The 18,821-nt window shown below is 73.3% G+C and carries 16 protein-coding genes; 6 read left to right on the plus strand and 10 right to left on the minus strand.

The features are described 5' to 3' along the window. Nucleotides 1-51 precede the first annotated feature (51 nt). From OGL89_RS12115 to OGL89_RS12125, 3 genes are all read right to left on the minus strand, one after another. Nucleotides 52-1,083 carry an iron-siderophore ABC transporter substrate-binding protein gene (locus OGL89_RS12115; RefSeq protein ID WP_263120406.1) on the minus strand — a complete coding sequence of 344 codons (1,032 nt, stop codon included), beginning with the start codon at nt 1,081-1,083 and terminating at the stop codon, nt 52-54. A gap of 174 nt (nt 1,084-1,257) precedes the next feature. Beyond that, nucleotides 1,258-2,055: an AraC family transcriptional regulator gene (locus OGL89_RS12120; RefSeq protein WP_263120407.1), complete on the minus strand. Its 798-nt coding sequence runs from the start codon at nt 2,053-2,055 to the stop codon at nt 1,258-1,260. Nucleotides 2,056-2,077: 22 nt separating this feature from the next. Beyond that, entirely contained in the window at nt 2,078-2,842 is a 765-nt protein-coding gene (locus OGL89_RS12125) for an LppX_LprAFG lipoprotein (RefSeq protein ID WP_263120408.1), read from the minus strand. Between the two features lie 68 nt (nt 2,843-2,910). Here OGL89_RS12125 and OGL89_RS12130 point away from each other — a divergent pair, with 68 nt between their 5' ends. Beyond that, nucleotides 2,911-3,759: an HAD family hydrolase gene (locus tag OGL89_RS12130; protein ID WP_263120409.1), complete on the plus strand. Its 849-nt coding sequence runs from the start codon at nt 2,911-2,913 to the stop codon at nt 3,757-3,759. Between the two features lie 198 nt (nt 3,760-3,957). Here the strand turns inward: OGL89_RS12130 and OGL89_RS12135 are convergent, their stop codons facing one another. The 3 genes from OGL89_RS12135 to OGL89_RS12145 all read right to left on the minus strand — a co-directional run bounded on the left by OGL89_RS12135 (nt 3,958) and on the right by OGL89_RS12145 (nt 6,816). After that, a complete protein-coding gene (locus tag OGL89_RS12135) occupies nt 3,958-4,398 on the minus strand; it encodes a thioesterase family protein (RefSeq protein ID WP_263120410.1) in 441 nt (146 codons plus the stop codon). Further along, a complete protein-coding gene (locus tag OGL89_RS12140) occupies nt 4,395-4,886 on the minus strand; it encodes a VOC family protein (protein ID WP_263120411.1) in 492 nt (163 codons plus the stop codon). Before OGL89_RS12140 ends, OGL89_RS12135 begins: the two co-directional genes overlap by 4 nt. Before the next feature lie 130 nt (nt 4,887-5,016). Next, a complete protein-coding gene (locus tag OGL89_RS12145) occupies nt 5,017-6,816 on the minus strand; it encodes an Ig-like domain repeat protein (protein WP_263120412.1) in 1,800 nt (599 codons plus the stop codon). Between the two features lie 172 nt (nt 6,817-6,988). On the opposite strand from OGL89_RS12145, the gene OGL89_RS12150 reads away from it, so the two are divergent. Continuing rightward, nucleotides 6,989-7,981: an ATP-binding cassette domain-containing protein gene (locus tag OGL89_RS12150; RefSeq protein WP_263120413.1), complete on the plus strand. Its 993-nt coding sequence runs from the start codon at nt 6,989-6,991 to the stop codon at nt 7,979-7,981. Then, nucleotides 7,978-8,796: an ABC transporter permease gene (locus OGL89_RS12155; protein ID WP_263120414.1), complete on the plus strand. Its 819-nt coding sequence runs from the start codon at nt 7,978-7,980 to the stop codon at nt 8,794-8,796. The genes OGL89_RS12150 and OGL89_RS12155 overlap by 4 nt, the downstream gene beginning before the upstream one ends. 57 nt (nt 8,797-8,853) lie before the next feature. Here OGL89_RS12155 and OGL89_RS12160 read toward each other — a convergent pair whose 3' ends face one another. Genes OGL89_RS12160 through OGL89_RS12170 form a run of 3 tightly spaced genes read right to left on the minus strand, consistent with a single transcriptional unit; the run spans nt 8,854 to nt 13,535 of the window. Further along, complete coding sequence (locus OGL89_RS12160) at nt 8,854-12,087, minus strand: BTAD domain-containing putative transcriptional regulator (RefSeq protein ID WP_263120415.1); 3,234 nt, start codon at nt 12,085-12,087, stop codon at nt 8,854-8,856. Nucleotides 12,088-12,126: 39 nt separating this feature from the next. After that, nucleotides 12,127-12,480, minus strand: coding sequence for a TraR/DksA C4-type zinc finger protein (locus OGL89_RS12165; protein WP_263120416.1), 354 nt, complete (start codon nt 12,478-12,480; stop codon nt 12,127-12,129). After that, complete coding sequence (locus tag OGL89_RS12170) at nt 12,477-13,535, minus strand: SHOCT domain-containing protein (RefSeq protein ID WP_263120417.1); 1,059 nt, start codon at nt 13,533-13,535, stop codon at nt 12,477-12,479. The genes OGL89_RS12165 and OGL89_RS12170 overlap by 4 nt, the downstream gene beginning before the upstream one ends. A gap of 61 nt (nt 13,536-13,596) precedes the next feature. Between OGL89_RS12170 and OGL89_RS12175 the strand changes: the two genes are divergently transcribed. Together OGL89_RS12175 and OGL89_RS12180 are read left to right on the plus strand one after the other, a co-directional pair. Next, a complete protein-coding gene (locus tag OGL89_RS12175; RefSeq protein WP_263120418.1) occupies nt 13,597-14,271 on the plus strand; it encodes a TetR/AcrR family transcriptional regulator in 675 nt (224 codons plus the stop codon). A gap of 16 nt (nt 14,272-14,287) precedes the next feature. Then, on the plus strand, nt 14,288-14,584 hold the full coding sequence (locus OGL89_RS12180) for a YciI family protein (RefSeq protein WP_263120419.1): 297 nt from the start codon (nt 14,288-14,290) through the stop codon (nt 14,582-14,584). A 66-nt stretch (nt 14,585-14,650) separates the two neighbouring features. Here the strand turns inward: OGL89_RS12180 and OGL89_RS12185 are convergent, their stop codons facing one another. Further along, nucleotides 14,651-17,239, minus strand: a complete 2,589-nt coding sequence (locus OGL89_RS12185) for an MMPL family transporter (RefSeq protein WP_263120420.1) — start codon at nt 17,237-17,239, stop codon at nt 14,651-14,653. Between the two features lie 169 nt (nt 17,240-17,408). On the opposite strand from OGL89_RS12185, the gene OGL89_RS12190 reads away from it, so the two are divergent. Beyond that, nucleotides 17,409-18,593, plus strand: a complete 1,185-nt coding sequence (locus OGL89_RS12190) for a pyridoxal phosphate-dependent aminotransferase (protein WP_263120421.1) — start codon at nt 17,409-17,411, stop codon at nt 18,591-18,593. Nucleotides 18,594-18,821 lie beyond the last annotated feature (228 nt).

Here is an 18,821-nt window from a genome sequence, read left to right on the forward strand (position 1 = left end):
GCACGACGGCGACGCCCGGCGATGAGGTCAGGGCTGCAGGGTCCCTTTCGCTCACTTGGTGCCGTTGACCGCGTCGGCCAGCATGGCCACGTAGTCGTCCAGCACCCAGGAGATCGACAGCGGCGTCGGGTTCGCGGCGGTGCCCAGCGGGCCGGAGCCGTCCAGGAACACCACGGAGTGGTTCGCGATGGCCGGCATCTGGGACAGCAGCGGGTCGGCCTCGAGGGTGTCCACCAGCGCCTGGTCGCCGTAGGTGACGATCAGCTGCACGTCGTCGAACTGGTCGACCTGCTCGGCACTGACGCTGCCGGAGAACTCACCCGAGGCGGAGGCCTCCTCGACCGCGGCCGGGGTGGTCAGGCCGAGGTCGGTGAAGAACGCGGCGCGGGTGTCGTTCGCGGTGTAGAAGTTCACGGTGCTCAGGTCGGTGGTGTCGACGTGGGTGACGAACATGGTCGACACGCCCTCGAGCCCGGGGTGCGCGGCGACGGTGTCCTCGATCTCGCCCTCCAGCTCGGCGACCAGCGCCTCGCCCTCGGCGGCCATGTTCATGCCCTGGGAGTTGTACAGGATCATGTCCCGCCAGGAGGTCGCCCAGGGCGCATCAGGGTAGGCGACGACCGGAGCGATCTCGCTCAGGGTGTCGTAGTCCTCCTGGGTCAGACCGGAGTACGCGGCCAGGATGACGTCGGGCTCGGTGTCCGCCACGGCCTCGAAGTCGATGCCGTCGGTCTCGTCGAACAGCACCGGCTGCTCGCCACCGAGCTCGTCGAGCTTCTCCTCGACCCAGGGCAGGATGCCGTTGTCGTCGTCGTCGCCGAAGTTCGCGGCGGCCATGCCGACCGGGACGACGCCGAGCGCCAGCGGGACCTCCTGGTTGGCCCAGTTCACCGTGGCGACCCGCTCCGGGGTGCCCTCGATGGTGGTGGTGCCGAAGGCGTGCTCGATGGTGACGGTGCCCGCGTCGGCACCGCTGGTCTCGGCGGTGTTGTCGCTGGAGGTGTCGGTGGTGCTGCCGCAGGCGGTCAGGACCAGGGCCACCGCACCGGCTGCGATCAGCGCGGACAGGCGACGGGTGCGCATGGGAACTCGCTCTCAGGAGAAGGGAGGGCGCCCCGCCCACGCGCGGGTCAGCAGCGCATTAGGTGAGGCTTACCTCAGACAGTAGAGAGCGCTGGTCGGTTGGCGCAATCGCGTGGTTGGGACGTGTGGCATCGCCAACGGGACAAAGGACCACCGGATCCGAGGTCGACGACCTCAGGCCCCCGGCCGGAACGCCCCCGGCGTCAGGCCGGTCTCCCGCCGGAACGCGGCCCCGAACGCGCTGGCCGAGCGGTAGCCCACCGCCTCGGCGACCACCTCCACCGTCTCCCCCGCGCCGAGCAGCAGCACCGCCCGCTGGGTCCGCACCGTCGCCTGCCACCGACCGAAGCTCAGCCCGGTCTCGGCCCGGAACGCCCGGGTCAGGGTGCGCGGGCTGACCCCGAGCTCGGCCGACCACTCGGCCAGCGCGCGCGGGTCACCCGGATCCGACGTCACCGCCGCGACCACCGGGGCGAGCAGCGCGCTCTGCGGCAGCCGGACCGCGACCTCGTGCGCGGCCGGGGTCAGCACGTCGATCACCATGCGCTCGGTCAACGCCCGGGAGTCCGCTGTCAGGTCGGGCTCGGTCAACCGGTCGAGCAGCAGCCGGAGCAGGGCGGTCACCTCGATCGCCACCGGACCGGGCGCCAGCGGCGGCACCGCGTGCACCCCGAACTGCGCGGTCCGGTACCAGGTCCCGGCCGGGCCGTGCGCGGTGTGCAGGGTCCCGGCCGGGAGCCAGAGCCCGATGGTCGGCGTGATCGCCCAGGTCCGGGCATCGACGGTCGCGCTGGACGCTCCGCGCAGGTTCCAGAGCAGCTCGTGCGTGGGGTGCGCGTGCGGGGGCCACAGGGTGTCCCGGTCCAGCAGCTCGTCCATCGGATGGATCACATACGGCACCGGCACCGACCCGGCGGCGAACACCGGCAGCTCCCGGCGGTCGACGGGCGGGCGCTCCGACCGTGCGGTCACGCCCGCCCGTCGACCGGTCATCTCAGAACAGCCCCGTGACCAGCTGGCTCGGGTCCGGCGCCGCGATGTCGACGTCCTTGCCGAAGTCCGCGTAGCTGATCGACACGTCCGTGCCCTCCACGCTGTAGCTCATCCGCACGGTGCGATCCTGGTCGTCCAGCCAGTAGTCGTAGCCGAAGGAGTCGCCCATCGCGGCGACCACGGCCGGATCGGCGCCGTCGAGCTTCGACGGGTCCACGGTGACCAGGTAGTGCGTGGTCGCGATCCCCTCGACGGTCTCCTCGCCCACCGGCTCCACGGTCGTGATGGCGCCCTGCAGGCTCTCGATCTGGGTGCGGGCATCGGTCTGCGCCATCAGGTCCTCGACCGAGTCGGCGCCCAGCTCCTCCGGGGACACCTCCTGGTACTGCCCGTCCATGCCCATGAACACCTGGCCGCCGACCAGGATCATGTCGAAGGACATGCCCATCATCGAGTAGGTGACCTCCATGTCCATCGAGGTCTTGGCCATCCGGACCGAGCCGGCCATCTCGATGGTCTGCCCCTGGGTGCCCATCTGCATGTCCATCGACATCGTCTCCGCGGCCACCAGGGCCGCGACCGAGCGCTGGGCGAAGTTCTCCGCCGTCAGGCCGGTGACCTCCTCCTCGGCGACCGCCGGGGTCGGGGCCGCGCTGGTGGTGCCGTCGTCGGTGGCCGGCTCGCTCTGGTCGCCGGAACAGGCGGTCAGACCGAGCACGGCGACCGTGCCGAGGGTCAGGGCCGCGAGGCCGCGATGGAAACGCATGGGGGTCCCCCTAGGTGGTGGTGGTCCGGACCGACCGGGTGGCCGATCCGAGCTGGGAGGATGTCGGCATGCCGACACCCGCTCCGGTCCTCGTCCCGCCCAGCCTGCCCGACGTCGACCGGATCCGGTTGATCGCCACCGACATGGACGGGTCCCTGCTCGACGGCGACGGGCGGATGCCCGACGGGATCTGGTCGCTGCTGGCTGAGCTCGACCGACGTGACATCGCATTCTGCCCGGCGAGCGGCCGTCAGTTCGCGAACATCCGCGAGCAGATGGGTGACCGCGGGGCGGACTACGTGTGCATCGGGGAGAACGGCGCCTACGTCGGCCGCGGGGACGAGGTGCTGTCCACCACCGCGCTGCCGGACGGCGTCGTGCCCCGCGCGGTCGCGCACACCCGCGAGCTGGCGACTGCCGGGCTGCCGGTCGGCGTGGTGGTGTCCGGTGCCCGTTCGGCCTACGTCGAGCGCCTCGACGGGGAGTTCGCGACGCAGGTGCGCAAGCACTACGCCGTGGTCACCGAGGTGCCGGACCTGACCCGGATCGACGACGTGCTGCTGAAGGTGGCCGTGCACGACGCGGGCTCCGTGGAGGAGCGCACCGCCCCGGCGTTCGCCGATCTGGCCGGTCCGGTCCGGGTCCTGGTCTCCGGGCAGCACTGGCTGGACCTGATGAGCCCGGAGGCGGACAAGGGCGTCGCCCTGCGCCGGGTGCAGGACGACCTGGGGATCGGTCCGGAGCACACGATGGCCTTCGGCGACTACCGCAACGACCTGGGGATGCTCGCCGCCGCCCGGTGGTCCTGCGCGATGGACAACGCGCACCCGGACGTGCGAGCCGCGGCACGGTACGTGGTCCCCTCGAACGAGCGTGGCGGCGTGGTCGCGACCATCGCCGCGGTGCTCGGCCTCTGACCGCAAACGACCGTCCGGGACGCGGGTCCGGGGACGTCACCGGACCCGCATCCCATGACTGGGTGTCCGGGCCGACGGGCGGGTGCCGACCCGGACGTCCGCGACGTTAACCAGCGCGCCGGGGCCTGTGACCTGCGGTGAGTGTCGACGAGGGCAAGTTTGAGGGTTCCGAGCGCTCGGGTGAGTACCACCCCCAGGTCACCAGGCGTGCAGCTCGGGGCCCGCACCGGGGTAGCGCTCGAAGACCGCACGCTCCTGGTCGCTGAACGCCCGCGGTGCCAGGGTCATGCGGTCCAGCTGCACCATCCGGGACCGGGCGCGCAGGTACACCGCGCGCTCGTCGACGATCTCGTAGGCGAAGTCCACCGACGACCGTCCGATCCGCGGCACCCACACCTCGACCGAGACCGGCTCCGGGCGGAAGGCCAGCGGCGCCAGGTAGTCGATCTCGTGCTTGACCACGACCAGCATCGAGTCGGTCGGGCGCCCGGCGGGGTCGACGCCCATGCTCGGGAAGAGCGCGAACCGGGCGTCGTCCAGGTAGCGCAGGTACGCCGCGTTGTTGACATGGGCGAACAGGTCGACGTCGGACCAGCGGACCTGCATGGTGACGCGGCCGCGAAGAGGGGTGGTGCTCACGGCTCCAGGGTAGGCGCGCCGTCGGCCGCGGCGATCAGGGCGGCGATGTCCAGCTTGCCCATCGTCATCATGGCGGCGGTGGCGCGGGCGGCGCGGTCCGGATCGGGGTCGCCGAGCAGCTCGTGCAGCACCGGCGGGACGATCTGCCAGGACAGGCCGAAACGGTCGCACAGCCACCCGCACTGGCTGGGCTGTCCGCCGTCGGCGGTCAGGGCGTCCCAGAGCCGGTCGATCTCCTCCTGGGTGGGTGCATCCACGACCAGAGAGAACGCCTCGTCCAAGGTGAAGGACGGGCCGCCGTTCAGCGCCTGCACCCGCTGGCCGTCGATCTCGAACTCGACCACCATCACCTCGCCCTCGGCCGAGCCGGGGACGTCACCACCGGACAGCACTGTGGTCAGGATCCGGGAGTTCGGGAACAGCGAGACGTAGAACGCCGCGGCCTCCTCGGCACGGTCGTGGAACCACAGGAACGGCGTGATGGCCATGGCGGGCGCTCCTCGGGCGACGGTGCCGACGACGACTCGGGTCCGAGTCTCCGGCAGTCGCCCGGTTCCCGCACGACGACGCCGCCCGCCCCGGCGATCGGGACGAGCGGCGTCGGGCGGGAACGAGCGCTCAGGCTGCCTGACGGCGGCGCAGGCGCGCGACCAGCAGGAACCCGGCGCCGGTGGCCAGCAGCGCGGCGACCAGACCGGTCAACGCCGCCGGGTCGGTCCCGGTGGTGGCCAGTTCCGCACGGGGGTCGGCGACCAGGATCGGCACCTCGGCGACGCGACCGGAGTCGACACCGGTGGCGACGACGTGGTGCTGTCCGCCGGGCACACCGTCGGGCAGGTCCACGACCAGGACGGCGATCCCGTCGGCGCCGGCCACCGCGGTGCCGAGGAACACCGGCTCGGAGTGCAGGACGAACCGCACGGTCTCACCGGGGACGAAGCCCTCGGCCCGCAGCGTGACCCGCGCACCGGGCCGGGCCAGCGACCTGTCGGTGGAGACCACCGGGTTCGCCGGGGCGAGCACCGGGGAGACGATCGGCGCCGGGGTGGCCTCCGGGACCGTGACCACCGGGGTGGCGGGCTTCGGGGTGACCGGCGTGGTCGGGGTGGTCGGGGTCGGGTCCACCGGAGTGGTGGCGGGCGCGGAGATGACCAGGCTCTGCTCGACCGAGTCGGTCTGCGCGTACGGCCAGTCGCCGCCGCCGGAGTAGTGCGCCAGCAGGCGGTACTCGCCGACCGGCAGGAGATCGGTGGTGAGCGTGACCGTGCCGTCGGTCAGCACCCCGGCGCTGACGCTGTCCGGGTAGTGGCCCGGCCGGTAGACGATCAGCTGGACGCCGCCGCCCGGGACCGGCAGACCCGCGGCGGGTGCAGCGACCGTGACGGTGGCGGTGATCCCGGCGGTGGTGGTGCCGGTCTTCGGGGCGTCCACGGTGACCACGGGCGCGGTGACCACCGGCGCGGGGACCGGGGTCAGGGACACGTCCTGGTACGAGGAGCTGCGGTCGGTGTAGTGCTCGTCGCCGAAGTACACCGCGTAGACGTCCGCGATGCCGGTGTGCGTGACCGTGAGGTTCGCCGTGGCCACGCCGTTCACCAGCGGCACCCGGCCGAGGACCGCGCCCTCGCTGTACCGGAACTCGACCTCACCGGTCGGGGTCGGGCCGCCCGGGGTGCCGGTGACGGTGGCGGTGGCCGGGAAGGCGGCATTGGCGTAGGCGTTCGCCGGCACCTGGAGGGTCACGGTGGGCTGCGCCTTGACCTGCTGCTGCGGGAGGTCCACCGTCACCGTGTTGGAGGTGGAGTCCTGGAAGGCCCAGGTGTTCGAGCGGTAGATCGCGGAGACCACGACCTGCGGCTGGTCCCAGTAGGTGGAAGAGATCGTGGCGACCCCGTCGCGCACCTGGACGGCGTCCCGGAGAGCTCCGTTGAGGTAGACCTCCACGTACCCGGTGGGCGTGCCGGCGCCGCTGGTGACGGTCACGCTGCCCGTGATCGCACCGCCCTGCTGGGTCGGTGCGGTCGCCTGCAGCACGGAGGCCGTGGTGGCCCCTTGGACCGCCACATAGGCGATCGACCAGCCGGAGGGGTCGTCCTCGAAGAGGCAGCGGGCCTGGAACCAGCCGCCGTTCTGGAACGCGACCGGGATCTCGAAGAGGGCGTTCGCGTCGTCCCGGCCCGTCGGCTGGGCGGTCGACCAGGTGTCGGGCGCGTCCGAGGTGTGCCACTCGAGACCGAGGGCGGTGGGGTCCGCGCAGCTGACGTCGACGGTCACGGACTCGCCACGGTTGACGGTCCCGATGGGCTGGATGACCGGCGCGGGGATGTCCGCGAACGCGGTGCCGATGCCGAGCGGCGCGAGGATCGCTGCCAGCGCGAGCACCAGCCCGGCGCGACGGCCGGTGGAGGTGTGTGCCACGGGGGCTCCTGACGGGTGCACGCCGCGCCAGCGCGACGGCGCCGACCATCGGCGCGAACCACCTATCGCCCGGCTGGACCACCCTCTGAGAACCCCCCGGGTGCTACCACCTGTCAGCGGGTGTCAGCGCGATGTCAGAGTGCTGCAAGCGACCCGGCGCACGATCGCTGCCATGACCACAACTGACACCCCCTGGGCCGTGCAGGCCCGCGGTCTGGTGAAGACCTTCGGTGAGAACCGCGCGGTCGACGGCATCGACCTCGACATCCGGACCGGCGCCGTCTACGGCGTGCTCGGCCCGAACGGCGCCGGGAAGACCACCACCATCCGGATGCTCGCCACCCTGCTGAAGCCGGACGCCGGCACCGCGACCGTCTTCGGTCGTGACGTGCGCGCCGAACCGCAGGCCGTCCGCCGCCTGATCGGCGTGACCGGCCAGTACGCCTCGGTGGACGAGGGTCTGTCCGCCACCGAGAACCTGGTGCTGTTCGCCCGGTTGCACGGCCTGTCCCGGCGGGACTCGCAGCGGATCGCCGCGTCCCTGCTGGAGGAGTTCGGCCTGTCCGAGGCCGCCGCCCGTCCGCTGAAGAACTTCTCCGGTGGCATGCGCCGACGCCTCGACCTGGCCGCCTCGCTGATCGCGCGGCCGCCGCTGATCTTCCTGGACGAGCCCACCACCGGCCTGGACCCGCGCACCCGCCTGCAGATGTGGGACACCGTGCGCAGCCTGATCGACGGCGGCTCCACCGTCCTGCTCACCACCCAGTACCTGGACGAGGCCGACCAGCTCGCCGAGCGGATCGCCGTGATCGACCGCGGCATCGTGGTGGCCGAGGGCACCGGCGCCGAGCTCAAGGCCTCGGTCGGCACCGCCCGGCTGCAGCTGGGCCTGGCGGACGAGTCCGACCTGCCGGAGGCGGTCCGTCTGGCCACCGCGGTGCTGGGCGTGGCTCCGGTGCTCGCGCCGGACGGCCGGCTGACCGCCCCGGTGCCTGCCGCGGACTCCGCGGGCGAGGTGCTCGTCGCGCTGCGCTCGGCCGGGATCCACCTGGCCGACGTCGCCGTGCAGCAGCCCACTCTCGACGAGGTCTTCCTCACCCTCACCGGTCGGCCCGCCAGCGCCGACACCACCACCCCTGCGCTCCCGGAGGAGGTCCTCGCATGAGCGCCGCGATCCTGAACCCCACCGACCTGGCCGCCCAGGCGTCCAACCACGTCCCGCTGCTCACCACGGTGAAGCAGTCCTTCACCATGGCGTGGCGCGGGCTGCTGAAGATCAAGCGCACGCCCGAGCAGCTGTTCGACGTCACGATCCAGCCGATCATCTTCACGCTGATGTTCACGTACATCTTCGGCGGTGCGATCGCCGGGGACGTGGCCACCTACCTGCCGTTCTTCATCCCGGGCATCCTGGTGCAGACCGTGATCACGACCTCCGTCGTCACCGGCGTGCAGCTGCGTGAGGACATGGACAAGGGCGTGTTCGACCGGTTCCGCTCGCTGCCGATCGCCCGGATCGCCCCGCTGTCCGGCGCACTGCTGGCCGACACCGTGCGGTACGCGATCGCGACCACGCTGACCTTCGTGATGGGCCTGGTCATCGGCTGGCGTCCGGACGGCGGGTTCCTCGGCGTGGTCGGGGCCGGACTGCTGGTCATCCTGTGCTGCTGGTCCCTGAGCTGGATCTTCGCGTTCTTCGGCGTGATCGCCCGGTCGGCGTCCTCGGTGCAGGGCATCTCGATGATCGTGCTGTTCCCGCTGACCTTCGCGTCCAACGCCTTCGTCCCGGCGGACACCCTGCCGGGCTGGCTGAAGTCGTTCGTGGACGTCAACCCGGTCTCGCACCTGGTGACGGCGGCACGGTCGCTGACCATCGACGGCGCCTGGACCGGCGACGCGGGCTGGGCCCTGCTGGGCGCCTTGGCCGTGGTCGCGGTCTTCGCCCCGCTGACCGTGCGGGCGTACATGCGCAAGGCCTGATCGGAGCGTGCACGGATGCCGACTGCCCTGCCCGGGCGGGTCGGCATCCGTGCACGCTCAACGCAGGAGCTCGGACGCGCGGTCGAGCTCGTCGGAGCGACCCGCCGCACTCTCCGCGGCGCGAGCGGCGTGGACGGCGTCCTCGCCGTACCGCGCGATCGCGCGCTCCCAGTGCAGGTGCCGGTGCAGCGGACGGTAGTCCTGGCGGGAGCGCATCGACTCCGCGAGGGCCATCAGCGGCAGCACGGTCTCCTCCTGCTCACCGATCGCCATCCGCCAGGCGGCCGCGCCGAGCAGCACCGTGCCCAGGACGGGCCGATCCGCGTACGGCACCCCCCGGGTGCCGGTCTGGATCGGGATCGACCGTACGGACTCGGCCACCTCCGCGACCTCCGGCAGAGCGGTCCGACCGGCCAGCGCGTGCGCCGCGAGGCAGGTGCCGGCCGCGATCAGCCGCCACGGGTTCTGCCGCCAGTCGTGATCGAGAGTCTCGGCCACCAGCGCTCGATAGTGCCCGAGCGCCACCTCGAGCTCCCCTCGGCCGAAGGCGGTCTCCGCGGCGCCGAGCCGGGTGAGGGTCGCCGCCTCCTGCGGGTCGTGTGCCTCCTGCGCCATCCGGGCGAACAGGCGCTCCGCGGCGTCGAACTCCCCGAGCGCGAGCAGGGTCAGCGCGCGGACCTGCCACAGACCTTCCTCGACGGCGACCGTCGCCGGGCCGGCCTCCATCGCGTGCAGTCGACCCAGGGCACGGTCGGTCTCCTCGATCCACGGCAACGCCTCGTCCGGCTGCCCACTCTGGGTGTACGCGCCCGCCAGCTGGACCGACGCGAGCGCCATCGTCCACGGGTCGTCGTGCACCCGCCCGAGCCGGTAGGCCGCCTCGGCGAATCCGATCGCCTCGTCGATCCGGCCGGCGTTCTCCGCGATGGTCCACGATCCGAGCAGACTGAACCGGCGAGTGGCCTCGTCGTCCGACTCCCGGGCATCGGCCAACACCTGCTCCAGGGCCCGCGGATCTCCGACCTCCCGCACCATGTCCGCCAACATCAGGTTCACCCGGGACACCGGGCCGGCGCTCCGGGCCCGGGCCACCAGCAACCGGCCCAGGGCGCCCTGCCGCAGATCGCCCCACATCACCTCGATGACCGCCGCGATGCTGAAGCCGAGCACGGCGACGTCGGCCAGCTCGGGCGGCGGCGTCCAGTGCCGAGCCCGGGACAGCACCTGCCGCTGGACCTGGGTCAGCTCCTCGTGGGCCCCCTGCAGCAGCCAGCGCATCGCGCTCACCCCGAACACCGCGACCAGCACGTCCGGACGGGCCTCGTCGCCCCGGGCCAGCTCACCGCGCAGCAGCGCGACCAGGTTGTCCTGCTCCCGCTCGATCACCGGGTCCAGCTGCACCCGGTCCGGGCCGTCCGGGCCGATCCGGTCCACCGCCAGGTCCCGGGCCCAGTCGCCGAGCGCGTCCCGGATCAGGTCCAGCTCCTGCGCCGCCCGGGCCTCGCGCTCGCCGAACTCCCGCACCAGCTCCAGCATCCGGTACCGCATGCTCCGGGTCGGCCGGTGCTCCTCGGCCCGCAGCAACGACTGCGCCACCAGCGCGTCCAGATCGTCCAGCACCGCGAACTCGTCGGCCCCGGGCCCGGCCAGCGCGACCGCGACCTCGGCCGGGAAGCCGTCCGGCAGACCGGCGACCCGGCGGGCCAGCACCCGCTGCGAGGCGGTCAGCAGATCCCAGCTCCAGTCGATCACCGCGTGCAGGGTGCGATGGCGCTCGGGCAACCCGGCCCCGCCACCGGTGAGCAGGCTGAACCGGTCGGACAACCGGCGCTCGATCTCCTCCACGGTGAGGGACCGGGTCCGGGCGGCGGCCAGCTCGATCGCCAACGGCAGACCGTCGAGCCGGCGGCACAACCGGGCCACCACGTCCGGCGGGAGCACCACGTCCGGGCGGACCGCGGTGGCCCGCTCCACGAACAGCGCCACCGCCGGCCCGGGTGCACCGTCCGGGGCGACGGTCGGCAGCGGCAGCAACGGGTGCGCGTGCTCCCCGGGCACGCCCAGCGGCGCACGGCTGGTGGCCAGCACCCGCAGGCCCGGGACGGTCGAGGTCAGCTCCGCCACCACGTCCGCGACCGCGGCGAGCACCTGCTCGCAGTTGTCCAGCACCAGGAGCGTGGGCTGCTCGGCCAATCGGTCGCGCACCCGGTCCTGGATGCCGCGCAGGTCGAGCTGCGGGGTGGCCGCGGTCCGCACCGGCTCCGGCACCCGGAGCGCGTCGGCGAGCGCGGGCAGCAGGTCCTCCGCGGCGCGGACCGCGGCCAGCTCCACCACCGCGACCGCGTCGCCCCGGTCGGCGGACCGGCGGGCGATCTCCTGGACCAGGCGCGTCTTGCCCAGTCCGCCGGTGCCCAGCACGGTCACCACCGAGGAGGTCGACAGCGACCGGTCGACCGCCGCCAGGTCCTCCGACCGCCCGAGGAGTTCGCCGGGGACGGTCCGCACCCCGAGCACCCGCGGCCGGGTCGGGCCGGTCGGCGCCTCGGCGGTGAGCAGGGCCAGGTGGAAGTCGGTCACCGCACCGGCCGGGTCGGTGCCCAGCTGGTCGGCCAGCCGCTCCCGGTAGACGGCGAAGGACGCCAGCGCCTCCGAGCTCCGGCCGGCCGCGTGCAGGGCCCGCATCAGGGCGAGCTGCGCGGCGTCGTCGAGCGGTGCGGCGCCGGCCAGCTCCTCCGCGGCGGGCAGTGCGGCGGCGGGGGCGGGACCGGCCAGCAGGGCGGCGACCCTGCTGCGGAGCAACGCGGTGCGGGCCCGGACGGCCCGTGCCGTGACCAGATCGCGCAGCTCGGGGTCGGGAACCCCGGAATCCGCCGCGCCCAGGGCGGCCAGCGCCACGGACGTCAGCTCCGCGGCGGCACGCAGGTCCTGCCGGTCCACCGCGGACCGCGCGGACTCGGCGGCGGCCTCGGCGCGCAGCAGATCGACCGCCGCGCCGGGCACCCCGAGCGCATAGCCCGCGCCCGACGAGCGCACCAGATCGGCCCCGTGCGCGGACCGCAGCCGGGACACCAGGGTCTGCAGCGCCGCACGTCCGGACGCGGGCGGGTCGTCCGGCCACACGTCGTCGATCAGCCGCTCCGCGGACGCCGGCGCCCCGGCGAGCAGGACCAGGGCCGCCAGGAGGTCGGCGCCCCGCCCGGCCACCGGCAGCAGGGGGTCCCCGCCCTGCGCACAGGCGGCGACCTGGCCCAGCACGGTCACGCGCAGCGGTCCGGCCGCGGGATCAGGCACGCGGGCAGTCTAGGTCCCGTGCGCGCGGCCGACGGCGGACTACCGGGTCCGGCCAGCGCACGCCCGGCAGGTCCGCACCGTCGGCAGCGCCCGCAGCCGGTCGTCCGCGATCGTCCCGCCGCACCGCTCGCACACCTGGTACTCCCCGGCGGCCAGTCGTCGCTCCGCGACGGCCAGGTCCGCCAGGGTCTGCCGCAACCGACCGGCCAGCACGTCGAGCATCCCCCGCTCGTAGGCGATCGTCGCGCCCTCGGGATCATGCTCGTCGTCGGCGTTGGAGTCGCGGGACGCGTCGACCACCGCTGCCCGCTCGGCCGAGGTGCCTGCCAGCCGCTGCTCGGCCTCCCGCAGGCGGTCCGCCAGCAGCTCGCGCGCCTCCACCGGATCGATCATCGGCGCAGGACGGCGGCCTTCGCGGCGGCGAACTCGTCGTCGGACAGCGCCCCGGAGCGGTGCAGCTCGGACAGGCGCTCCAGGGCCGCGGTGACGTCCGAGATCGTCTCGGTGGAGGTCTGGGTCGAGCGGACCGCGCGGGTGCCGTCGGCCGCCACCGTGGTCACGGTCCGGGTGCCGTCCGGCGCCACCGTCGCGGTGCGCGTCCCGCCCGGGCCCATGCTGGTCGTGGTCCGGGTGCCGTCCGCGGCGATGCTCATGGTGGTGCGGTCCGCCACGGCCTCGTCGTCGCCCGGCAGCGGGAGCAGGAGCCGTGCCGCGGCCAGCTGCTCGTCCCGGCCGCCGGCGGTGAGCGGAGCGCCGGGCATGCCGATCCGGAGCCGGTCCGGATCGGTGGGGCTCACCGGGTCGTAGTAGACCCGCGGCGGCCGCTGGAAGGCCTCCCGTGGCACCGGCATCCGGACGCTGTACCGGGTGCCGTTCTCGTCCGCGAAGTGCACCGTGGCGGTCGGGTCCTCCCCGGTGTTCTCGTAGTCCGCGACCCGGCCCCAGGTGGCCCGGCGCCCGAGCAGCACCCAGTACCCGGAGGACTGTCGCAGCTCGCGCACGGCGGCGAGGACGGTCAGGACGAGCGCGACCACTCCGACCAGCCCGACGACGACGAGCCAGCCGCGGCCCCTCCCGAGCAGCGGCGTCATCGTGACGTTGTCGATCGTGACCAGACGCTGCTCGATCGCGGACCGCCAGCCGAGCAGCATCGCCAGCGTGCCGACCAGCACCATCAGCGGCGCCGCCAGGGTCCGCACCGTCCGGGCCAGCAGCACGCCCGCCAGGGCCAGCGCCAGGACGCCGAGCATCGGCGCCGTCCCCGCGACGTCGTTGGTGCCGCAGGTGCTGACCGCGCACTCCCACTCGACCTGCGCGGCGTCCCGCGCCCCGAGGTGCAGCAGCCAGGCGCCGAGCACGCCCAGACCGGCGCCGCTGATCGCCGAGACCGCACCCCGGGAAGTGAGCGCGGCGGGCGTCGGGACGTGGGGGTGCTGCGGGTCGGACATGTCGCCATTGTGCCCGTCGAATCGAAATGGATGACCGGTATCGACTTGCTAGGCTCCCGGGGTGCCCACCGACCCGATCCCCACGCCGGACGACGCCGACGGCGCCCGCCCGTTGCGCGCGGACGCGGCCCGCAACCGGGAGCGGATCGTCACCGCAGCCCGGGAGCTCTACGCCACCCGGGGACTGAACGTCGGACTGAACGAGATCGCCCACCACGCGGGCCTGGGCGTCGGCACCGTCTACCGCCGGTTCCCGGACAAGCGCGAGCTGATCGAGGCCGCGATCGCCGAACCGCTGCGGGAGATGACCGAGGTCGCCGGCCAGGCGCTGCGGGCCGAGCGGGCCTGGGACGGCCTGATGCTGCTGATCGAGCGCGGCGCGGAGCTGCTCACCCGCAATCTGGGCCTGCGCGACGCGGCACTGGCCTCGGACGAGACCCGGCGCGACCTGGACACCCATCTGCAGGTGTTCGAGGACATCGGCTGCGCCCTGATGGACCGGGCCCGGGCGGAGGGCGACCTGCGTCCCGGCGCCACCAACGGCGACCTCGGGGTCATCCTGTGGATGGTGACCGAGCTGGCCGCGCACTCCGTGCACACCCACCCGGACGCCTACCGCCGGTATCTGCGCGTCCTCACCGACGGCCTGCGCAACGCCCCGGACCGTGGCCCGCTGGAGCCGGAGCTCGCCGACGCCGACTACCTGGCGATCGGGCGGCACTGGGCGGCGAACTGACCGCTACGGTCGGCGGATGGCGAACCTCTTCATCCTCGACCTGAGCTACACCGCCGGCATCGAGGCGATCGACGCGCTGATGCCCGCGCACCGGGACTTCCTGGCCGGGTACTACGCGGACGGGACGTTCCTGGTGTCCGGACGCAAGGAGCCGCGCACCGGCGGCGTGATCCTGGCCCGGGGGGCACGCGAGCGGGTCGAGGCGATCGTGGCGGAGGACCCGTTCACCCGGGGCGGCGTGGCGGCCTACACCGTGACCGAGTTCGTCCCGACCACGACCGCGCCCGCCCTGGAGGCACTGCGCGTGGTCTGAGACCCGGCGGCGAACGACCGGAGGCCGGCGACCCGGGTGGGGTCGCCGGCCTCCGGTCGTCACGGCTCAGGCGCGGTGCGAGGGGCCCTCACCGGGGTGGTCGGCCGGCGACGGCGCGTCCACCGGCACGTCCGCCGCGGCGTGCGCACCGGAGAGCGCCGGCTCGGCCGCGGGGCCCGCGTGGTGCGCCCGCTCCAGCTTGGCGCCCTCCACGTCGACGTTCGGCAGGATCCGGTCCAGCCACTTCGGCAGCCACCAGGCCTTCTCCCCGAACAGATGCATCAGGGCGGGCATCACCAGCATCCGGATCACGAACGCGTCCACCAGGACGCCGAACGCCAGGCCGAAGCCCATCGGCCGGATCATCGCGGTGTGCGAGAACACGAACCCGCCGAACACGCTGATCATGATGATCGCCGCGGCGGTGACCACCGCACGACCGGCCCGCACGCCCTCGGTCACCGCGAGCCGGGCCGAGGACCCGTGGGCGTAGGCCTCGCGCATGCCGGAGGTGAGGAACAGCTGGTAGTCCATCGCCAGACCGAAGAGCACACCGATCAGGATGGTCGGCAGGAAGCTCAGCACCGGTCCGGGCTCGTGCACCCCGAACACCGATCCCAGCCAGCCCCACTGGTAGATCGCGGTCACGCCGCCGAAGGCCGCGAACACCGACAGCACGAAGCCGAGAGTGGCGATCAGCGGCACGATGATCGACCGGAACACCAGGATGAGGATGATCAGCGACAGGCCGATCACCACGGCCAGGTACAGCGGCAGGACGTCGGCGAGCTTCTCCGAGATGTCGATGCTGCCGGAGGCGACCCCCGCGACGCCGAGCGAGTCGGTGGCGCCGTCCGGGGTCAGGTCGCGCAGGGTGTGCACCAGGTCCTCGGTGGACTCCGAGGTGCCGCCGTCCACCGGGATCACCTGGAAGGCGATCATGGTGCCGGACTCCGAGGCGCCGATCGGGGCGACCGCGACCACGTCCTGCTGGTCCATGATCTGCTGGCCGATGGTGGCCTGCAGATGGGTCAGCGCGGCCTCGTCCTGGCCGCCCTCGACGTCCGCCACGACCAGGAGCGGACCGTTCACCCCCGCGCCGAACTTCTCCGCGGTGATCGAGTACGCCCGGTACTGCGTGGTGTCCGGCTCCTCCTGCGAACCGTCCGGCAGGCCCAGGCGCATGGACAGCGCGGGCAGCGCGATGATCGCCAGCGCGGCGACGCCCGCCACCACCCGCAGCACGGCCGAGCGCGTGGACATCGGCTTCAGGTCCGCCGTCACCGGGACCGGTGCGGCGTCGCGGAACTTCTTCCGCAGCACCCGCTTGCCCGCCAGACCCAGCAGCGCCGGGGTCAGGGTGATCGCGACCAGCACCGCGATGGCGACCGACGCCGCGGCGACCGTCCCCATCATGCCCAGGAACGGGATCCCGGTGACGTTCAGCGCCAGCAGCGCGATCAGGACGGTCGTCCCCGCGAACACCACCGCGTTGCCGGAGGTGCCGTTGGCCAGACCGATCGACTCGTGCACCTCGGCGCCCTCCCGGAGCTGGCGGCGGTGCCGGTTGAGGATGAACAGCGAGTAGTCGATGCCGACCGCGAGCCCCAGCATCACGCCGAGGATCGGGGTCACCGAGATCATGTCGACCACCCCGGAGAACGCCAGCGAACCGGCCGCGCCGACACCCACGCCGATCAGCGCGGTCAGCAGCGGCAGCCCCGCGGCGATCAGGGTGCCCAGCATGATGAACAGCACGATCGCGGCGACCGCGACGCCGATGATCTCGGCCACACCGCCGATGCTCGGCACCCCGGCGGCCAGGTCGGAGGAGAAGTCGACCGCGACGCCGTTCACGCCCGCGGCGGAGGCGGTGTCCTCGACCTGCTCCTTGGTCTCGGGGGTGACCTCCATCAGCGGCTTGTCGAAGGACACGGTGGCCACCGCGGCGGAGCCGTCCTCGGAGACGGTGCGCAGCTCGGCGGCCAGGTCGAGCAGGGTCTGCCCGTCCTCGGCCTGCGGTGCGCTCGCGTCCAGCTCGGCGGCGGAGGCGTTCAGGGCCTCCTGCTGGGTGTCCAGCTCGCTCTGCTGGGCGTCGATCGCGGCCTGCTGGGCGTCGAACTGCGCCAGCGTGGCGGCATCCGCGCCGGCGGCCTCGGCGGCGGCCCGCGCCTGGTCCAGCTGCTCCTGCCCGGCGGTGATCTGCGCCTGCCCGGCGTCGATCTGGGCCTGCCCCTGGCTGATCTGCTCCCGGCCGGCGTCGATCTTCGCCTGGGCCTGCGCGAGCTGGTCGGCCTGCTCGGCGCGCTGGGCCTCGGTGGCGAACGGGTCGACCGTGGCGGAGACGCCGTCGATGTCGGCCATCTCGGTCAGGGCGTCGCTGATCTGCTGCTGCTGCTCGGCGGTGAAGGCCGAGCCGTCCTCGGTGCTGAACACCATGGTGCCGGTGCCGCCGCTCGCCGACGCGAAGTCGTCCTGCAGGCGGTCGGTGACCTCGGAGGTCGGAGTGTTGGGGATGTCCACCGTGGAGCTGAGCGTGCCGCCCCACATCACGTAGGACCCGCCCGCGAGGGCCAGGGCGAGCACCCACCCGACGATCACGACCCAGGCCCGGCGGGCGGAGAACCGGCCCAGCCGGTAGAGCAGCTCTGCCATGAACGTCCTTCTTCTCTTCAGGGGGGCGGACCCACGGCACAGGTCGGCGCGGGGCTGCCCGCACCGATGCGGTCCAACAAAGGGATAAGCGGTATCCGAATCGGCAGCTTACGTGCCGATGTTGATAACGGCCATCCGCTTCATCGGGTTCCCGGGTGTGAGCTGGGTCATGCTGCGTCATCTCGACGACATCCGCGGGGGCTACGGTGCCCGGGTGCCCCGGATCGCCGCCCACGCCGCCACCGTCCCCGCCTCCGGCATCCGCCGGGTCACCGAGCTGGCCTGGGCCACGCCGGGTGCGATCGTACTGAGCGTCGGCGAGCCGGACCTGCCGACGGCGCCGCACATCCTGGCCGCGGCGCAGGCCGCCCTGACCCGGGACGACACCCGCTACACCCCGAACGGCGGCATCCCGGAGCTGCGTGACGCCCTCGCCGCCGAGCTGGACCCGGTGCACACGCTCCCGGTCCGCCGGGACAACGTCTGGGTCACCGCCGGTGGCGCACAGGCCCTGCACCTGGCGCTCAGCCTGACGGTGGGCGCCGGGGACGAGGTGCTGGTCCCGGATCCCGGCTACCCGCCGTTCAGCATGGCCGCGCACCTGCTGCAGGCCACGCCCCGGCCCTATCCGCTGCGCGCCGAGCGCGGGTTCCTGCCCGACCCGGCCGACGTCGCGGCCGTGATCTCGGACCGGACCCGCCTGCTGGTGCTGAACTCCCCGTCCAACCCGCTGGGCACCACGCTGCCGGACGCCCTGGTCGCCGAGCTGATGGAGCTGGCCCGCACCCACGACCTCTGGGTGCTCTCGGATGAGTGCTACGCCGCCTTCGCCGCCGGACCGCACGTGCCGCCCGCCGCGCACGACGCCGACGGCCGGGTGCTGACCCTGCACACGTTCAGCAAGGACCACGCGATGACCGGTATGCGGGTGGGTGCCCTGGTGGTGCCGGATCAGCTGGCCCCGCTGATGCCGACCGTCCAGGAGTCGATCGTCTCCTGCGTCAACACCCCGGCCCAGTACGCCGCCCTGGCCGCGATCACCGGCCCGCAGGACGACGTCGACGCCGCGCGCGCCACCTACGCCGCGCACCGGGAACTGGCCACCGCCGTGCTGGCCGAGCGGGGCATCCCGTACCTGGAGGCGCCCGGCGGGATCTACCTCTGGGCGGACCTGTCGCACGCCACCGACGGCGACGTGGCCTCCTTCGCCGAGGAGCTGGTGCTCAGCCGCGGGGTGGCGGTCGCCCCCGGGTCGGCCTTCGGTGCCCGGGGCGAGGGATGGGTGCGGGTGTCACTCACCGCGACCGCCCCCGATCTGCGCGAGGGGCTGGGCCGACTGCCCGCACGGGGCTGATCGCCGGGCGGTACCACGCGGGGGGTCCCGTGGTTCCACGCACCCGGCGGGTCGGCGGCCGGTGCCACACGGTGCAGTGGTCACTCAGTACGCACTCACCCGCACGACCCCCACTCCCTACGGCGCGCTCCACCCAATTCTGACGCCGGACTACTCAGTCCGACCCGGGTCGCACGCTCAGCGGGTGCGGGTTCGCACGGGGTGGACGTCGCTCCACCGACAGGTAAC

It is taken from the genome of Cellulomonas sp. RIT-PI-Y, from assembly GCF_025642745.1.
Taxonomy (GTDB): Bacteria; Actinomycetota; Actinomycetes; order Actinomycetales; family Cellulomonadaceae; genus Cellulomonas.

What these genes read in the sequence shown, in the direction of transcription:
- OGL89_RS12115 (WP_263120406.1), bottom strand. Translation starts at nt 1,083, where the DNA reads ATGCGCACCCGTCGCCTGTCCGCGCTGATCGCAGCCGGTGCGGTGGCC.
- OGL89_RS12125 (WP_263120408.1), bottom strand. Translation starts at nt 2,842, where the DNA reads ATGCGTTTCCATCGCGGCCTCGCGGCCCTGACCCTCGGCACGGTCGCC.
- OGL89_RS12130 (WP_263120409.1), top strand. Translation starts at nt 2,911, where the DNA reads ATGCCGACACCCGCTCCGGTCCTCGTCCCGCCCAGCCTGCCCGACGTC.
- OGL89_RS12140 (WP_263120411.1), bottom strand. Translation starts at nt 4,886, where the DNA reads ATGGCCATCACGCCGTTCCTGTGGTTCCACGACCGTGCCGAGGAGGCC.
- OGL89_RS12150 (WP_263120413.1), top strand. Translation starts at nt 6,989, where the DNA reads ATGACCACAACTGACACCCCCTGGGCCGTGCAGGCCCGCGGTCTGGTG.
- OGL89_RS12155 (WP_263120414.1), top strand. Translation starts at nt 7,978, where the DNA reads ATGAGCGCCGCGATCCTGAACCCCACCGACCTGGCCGCCCAGGCGTCC.
- OGL89_RS12165 (WP_263120416.1), bottom strand. Translation starts at nt 12,480, where the DNA reads ATGATCGATCCGGTGGAGGCGCGCGAGCTGCTGGCGGACCGCCTGCGG.
- OGL89_RS12170 (WP_263120417.1), bottom strand. Translation starts at nt 13,535, where the DNA reads ATGTCCGACCCGCAGCACCCCCACGTCCCGACGCCCGCCGCGCTCACT.
- OGL89_RS12180 (WP_263120419.1), top strand. Translation starts at nt 14,288, where the DNA reads ATGGCGAACCTCTTCATCCTCGACCTGAGCTACACCGCCGGCATCGAG.
- OGL89_RS12185 (WP_263120420.1), bottom strand. Translation starts at nt 17,239, where the DNA reads ATGGCAGAGCTGCTCTACCGGCTGGGCCGGTTCTCCGCCCGCCGGGCC.
- OGL89_RS12190 (WP_263120421.1), top strand. Translation starts at nt 17,409, where the DNA reads ATGCTGCGTCATCTCGACGACATCCGCGGGGGCTACGGTGCCCGGGTG.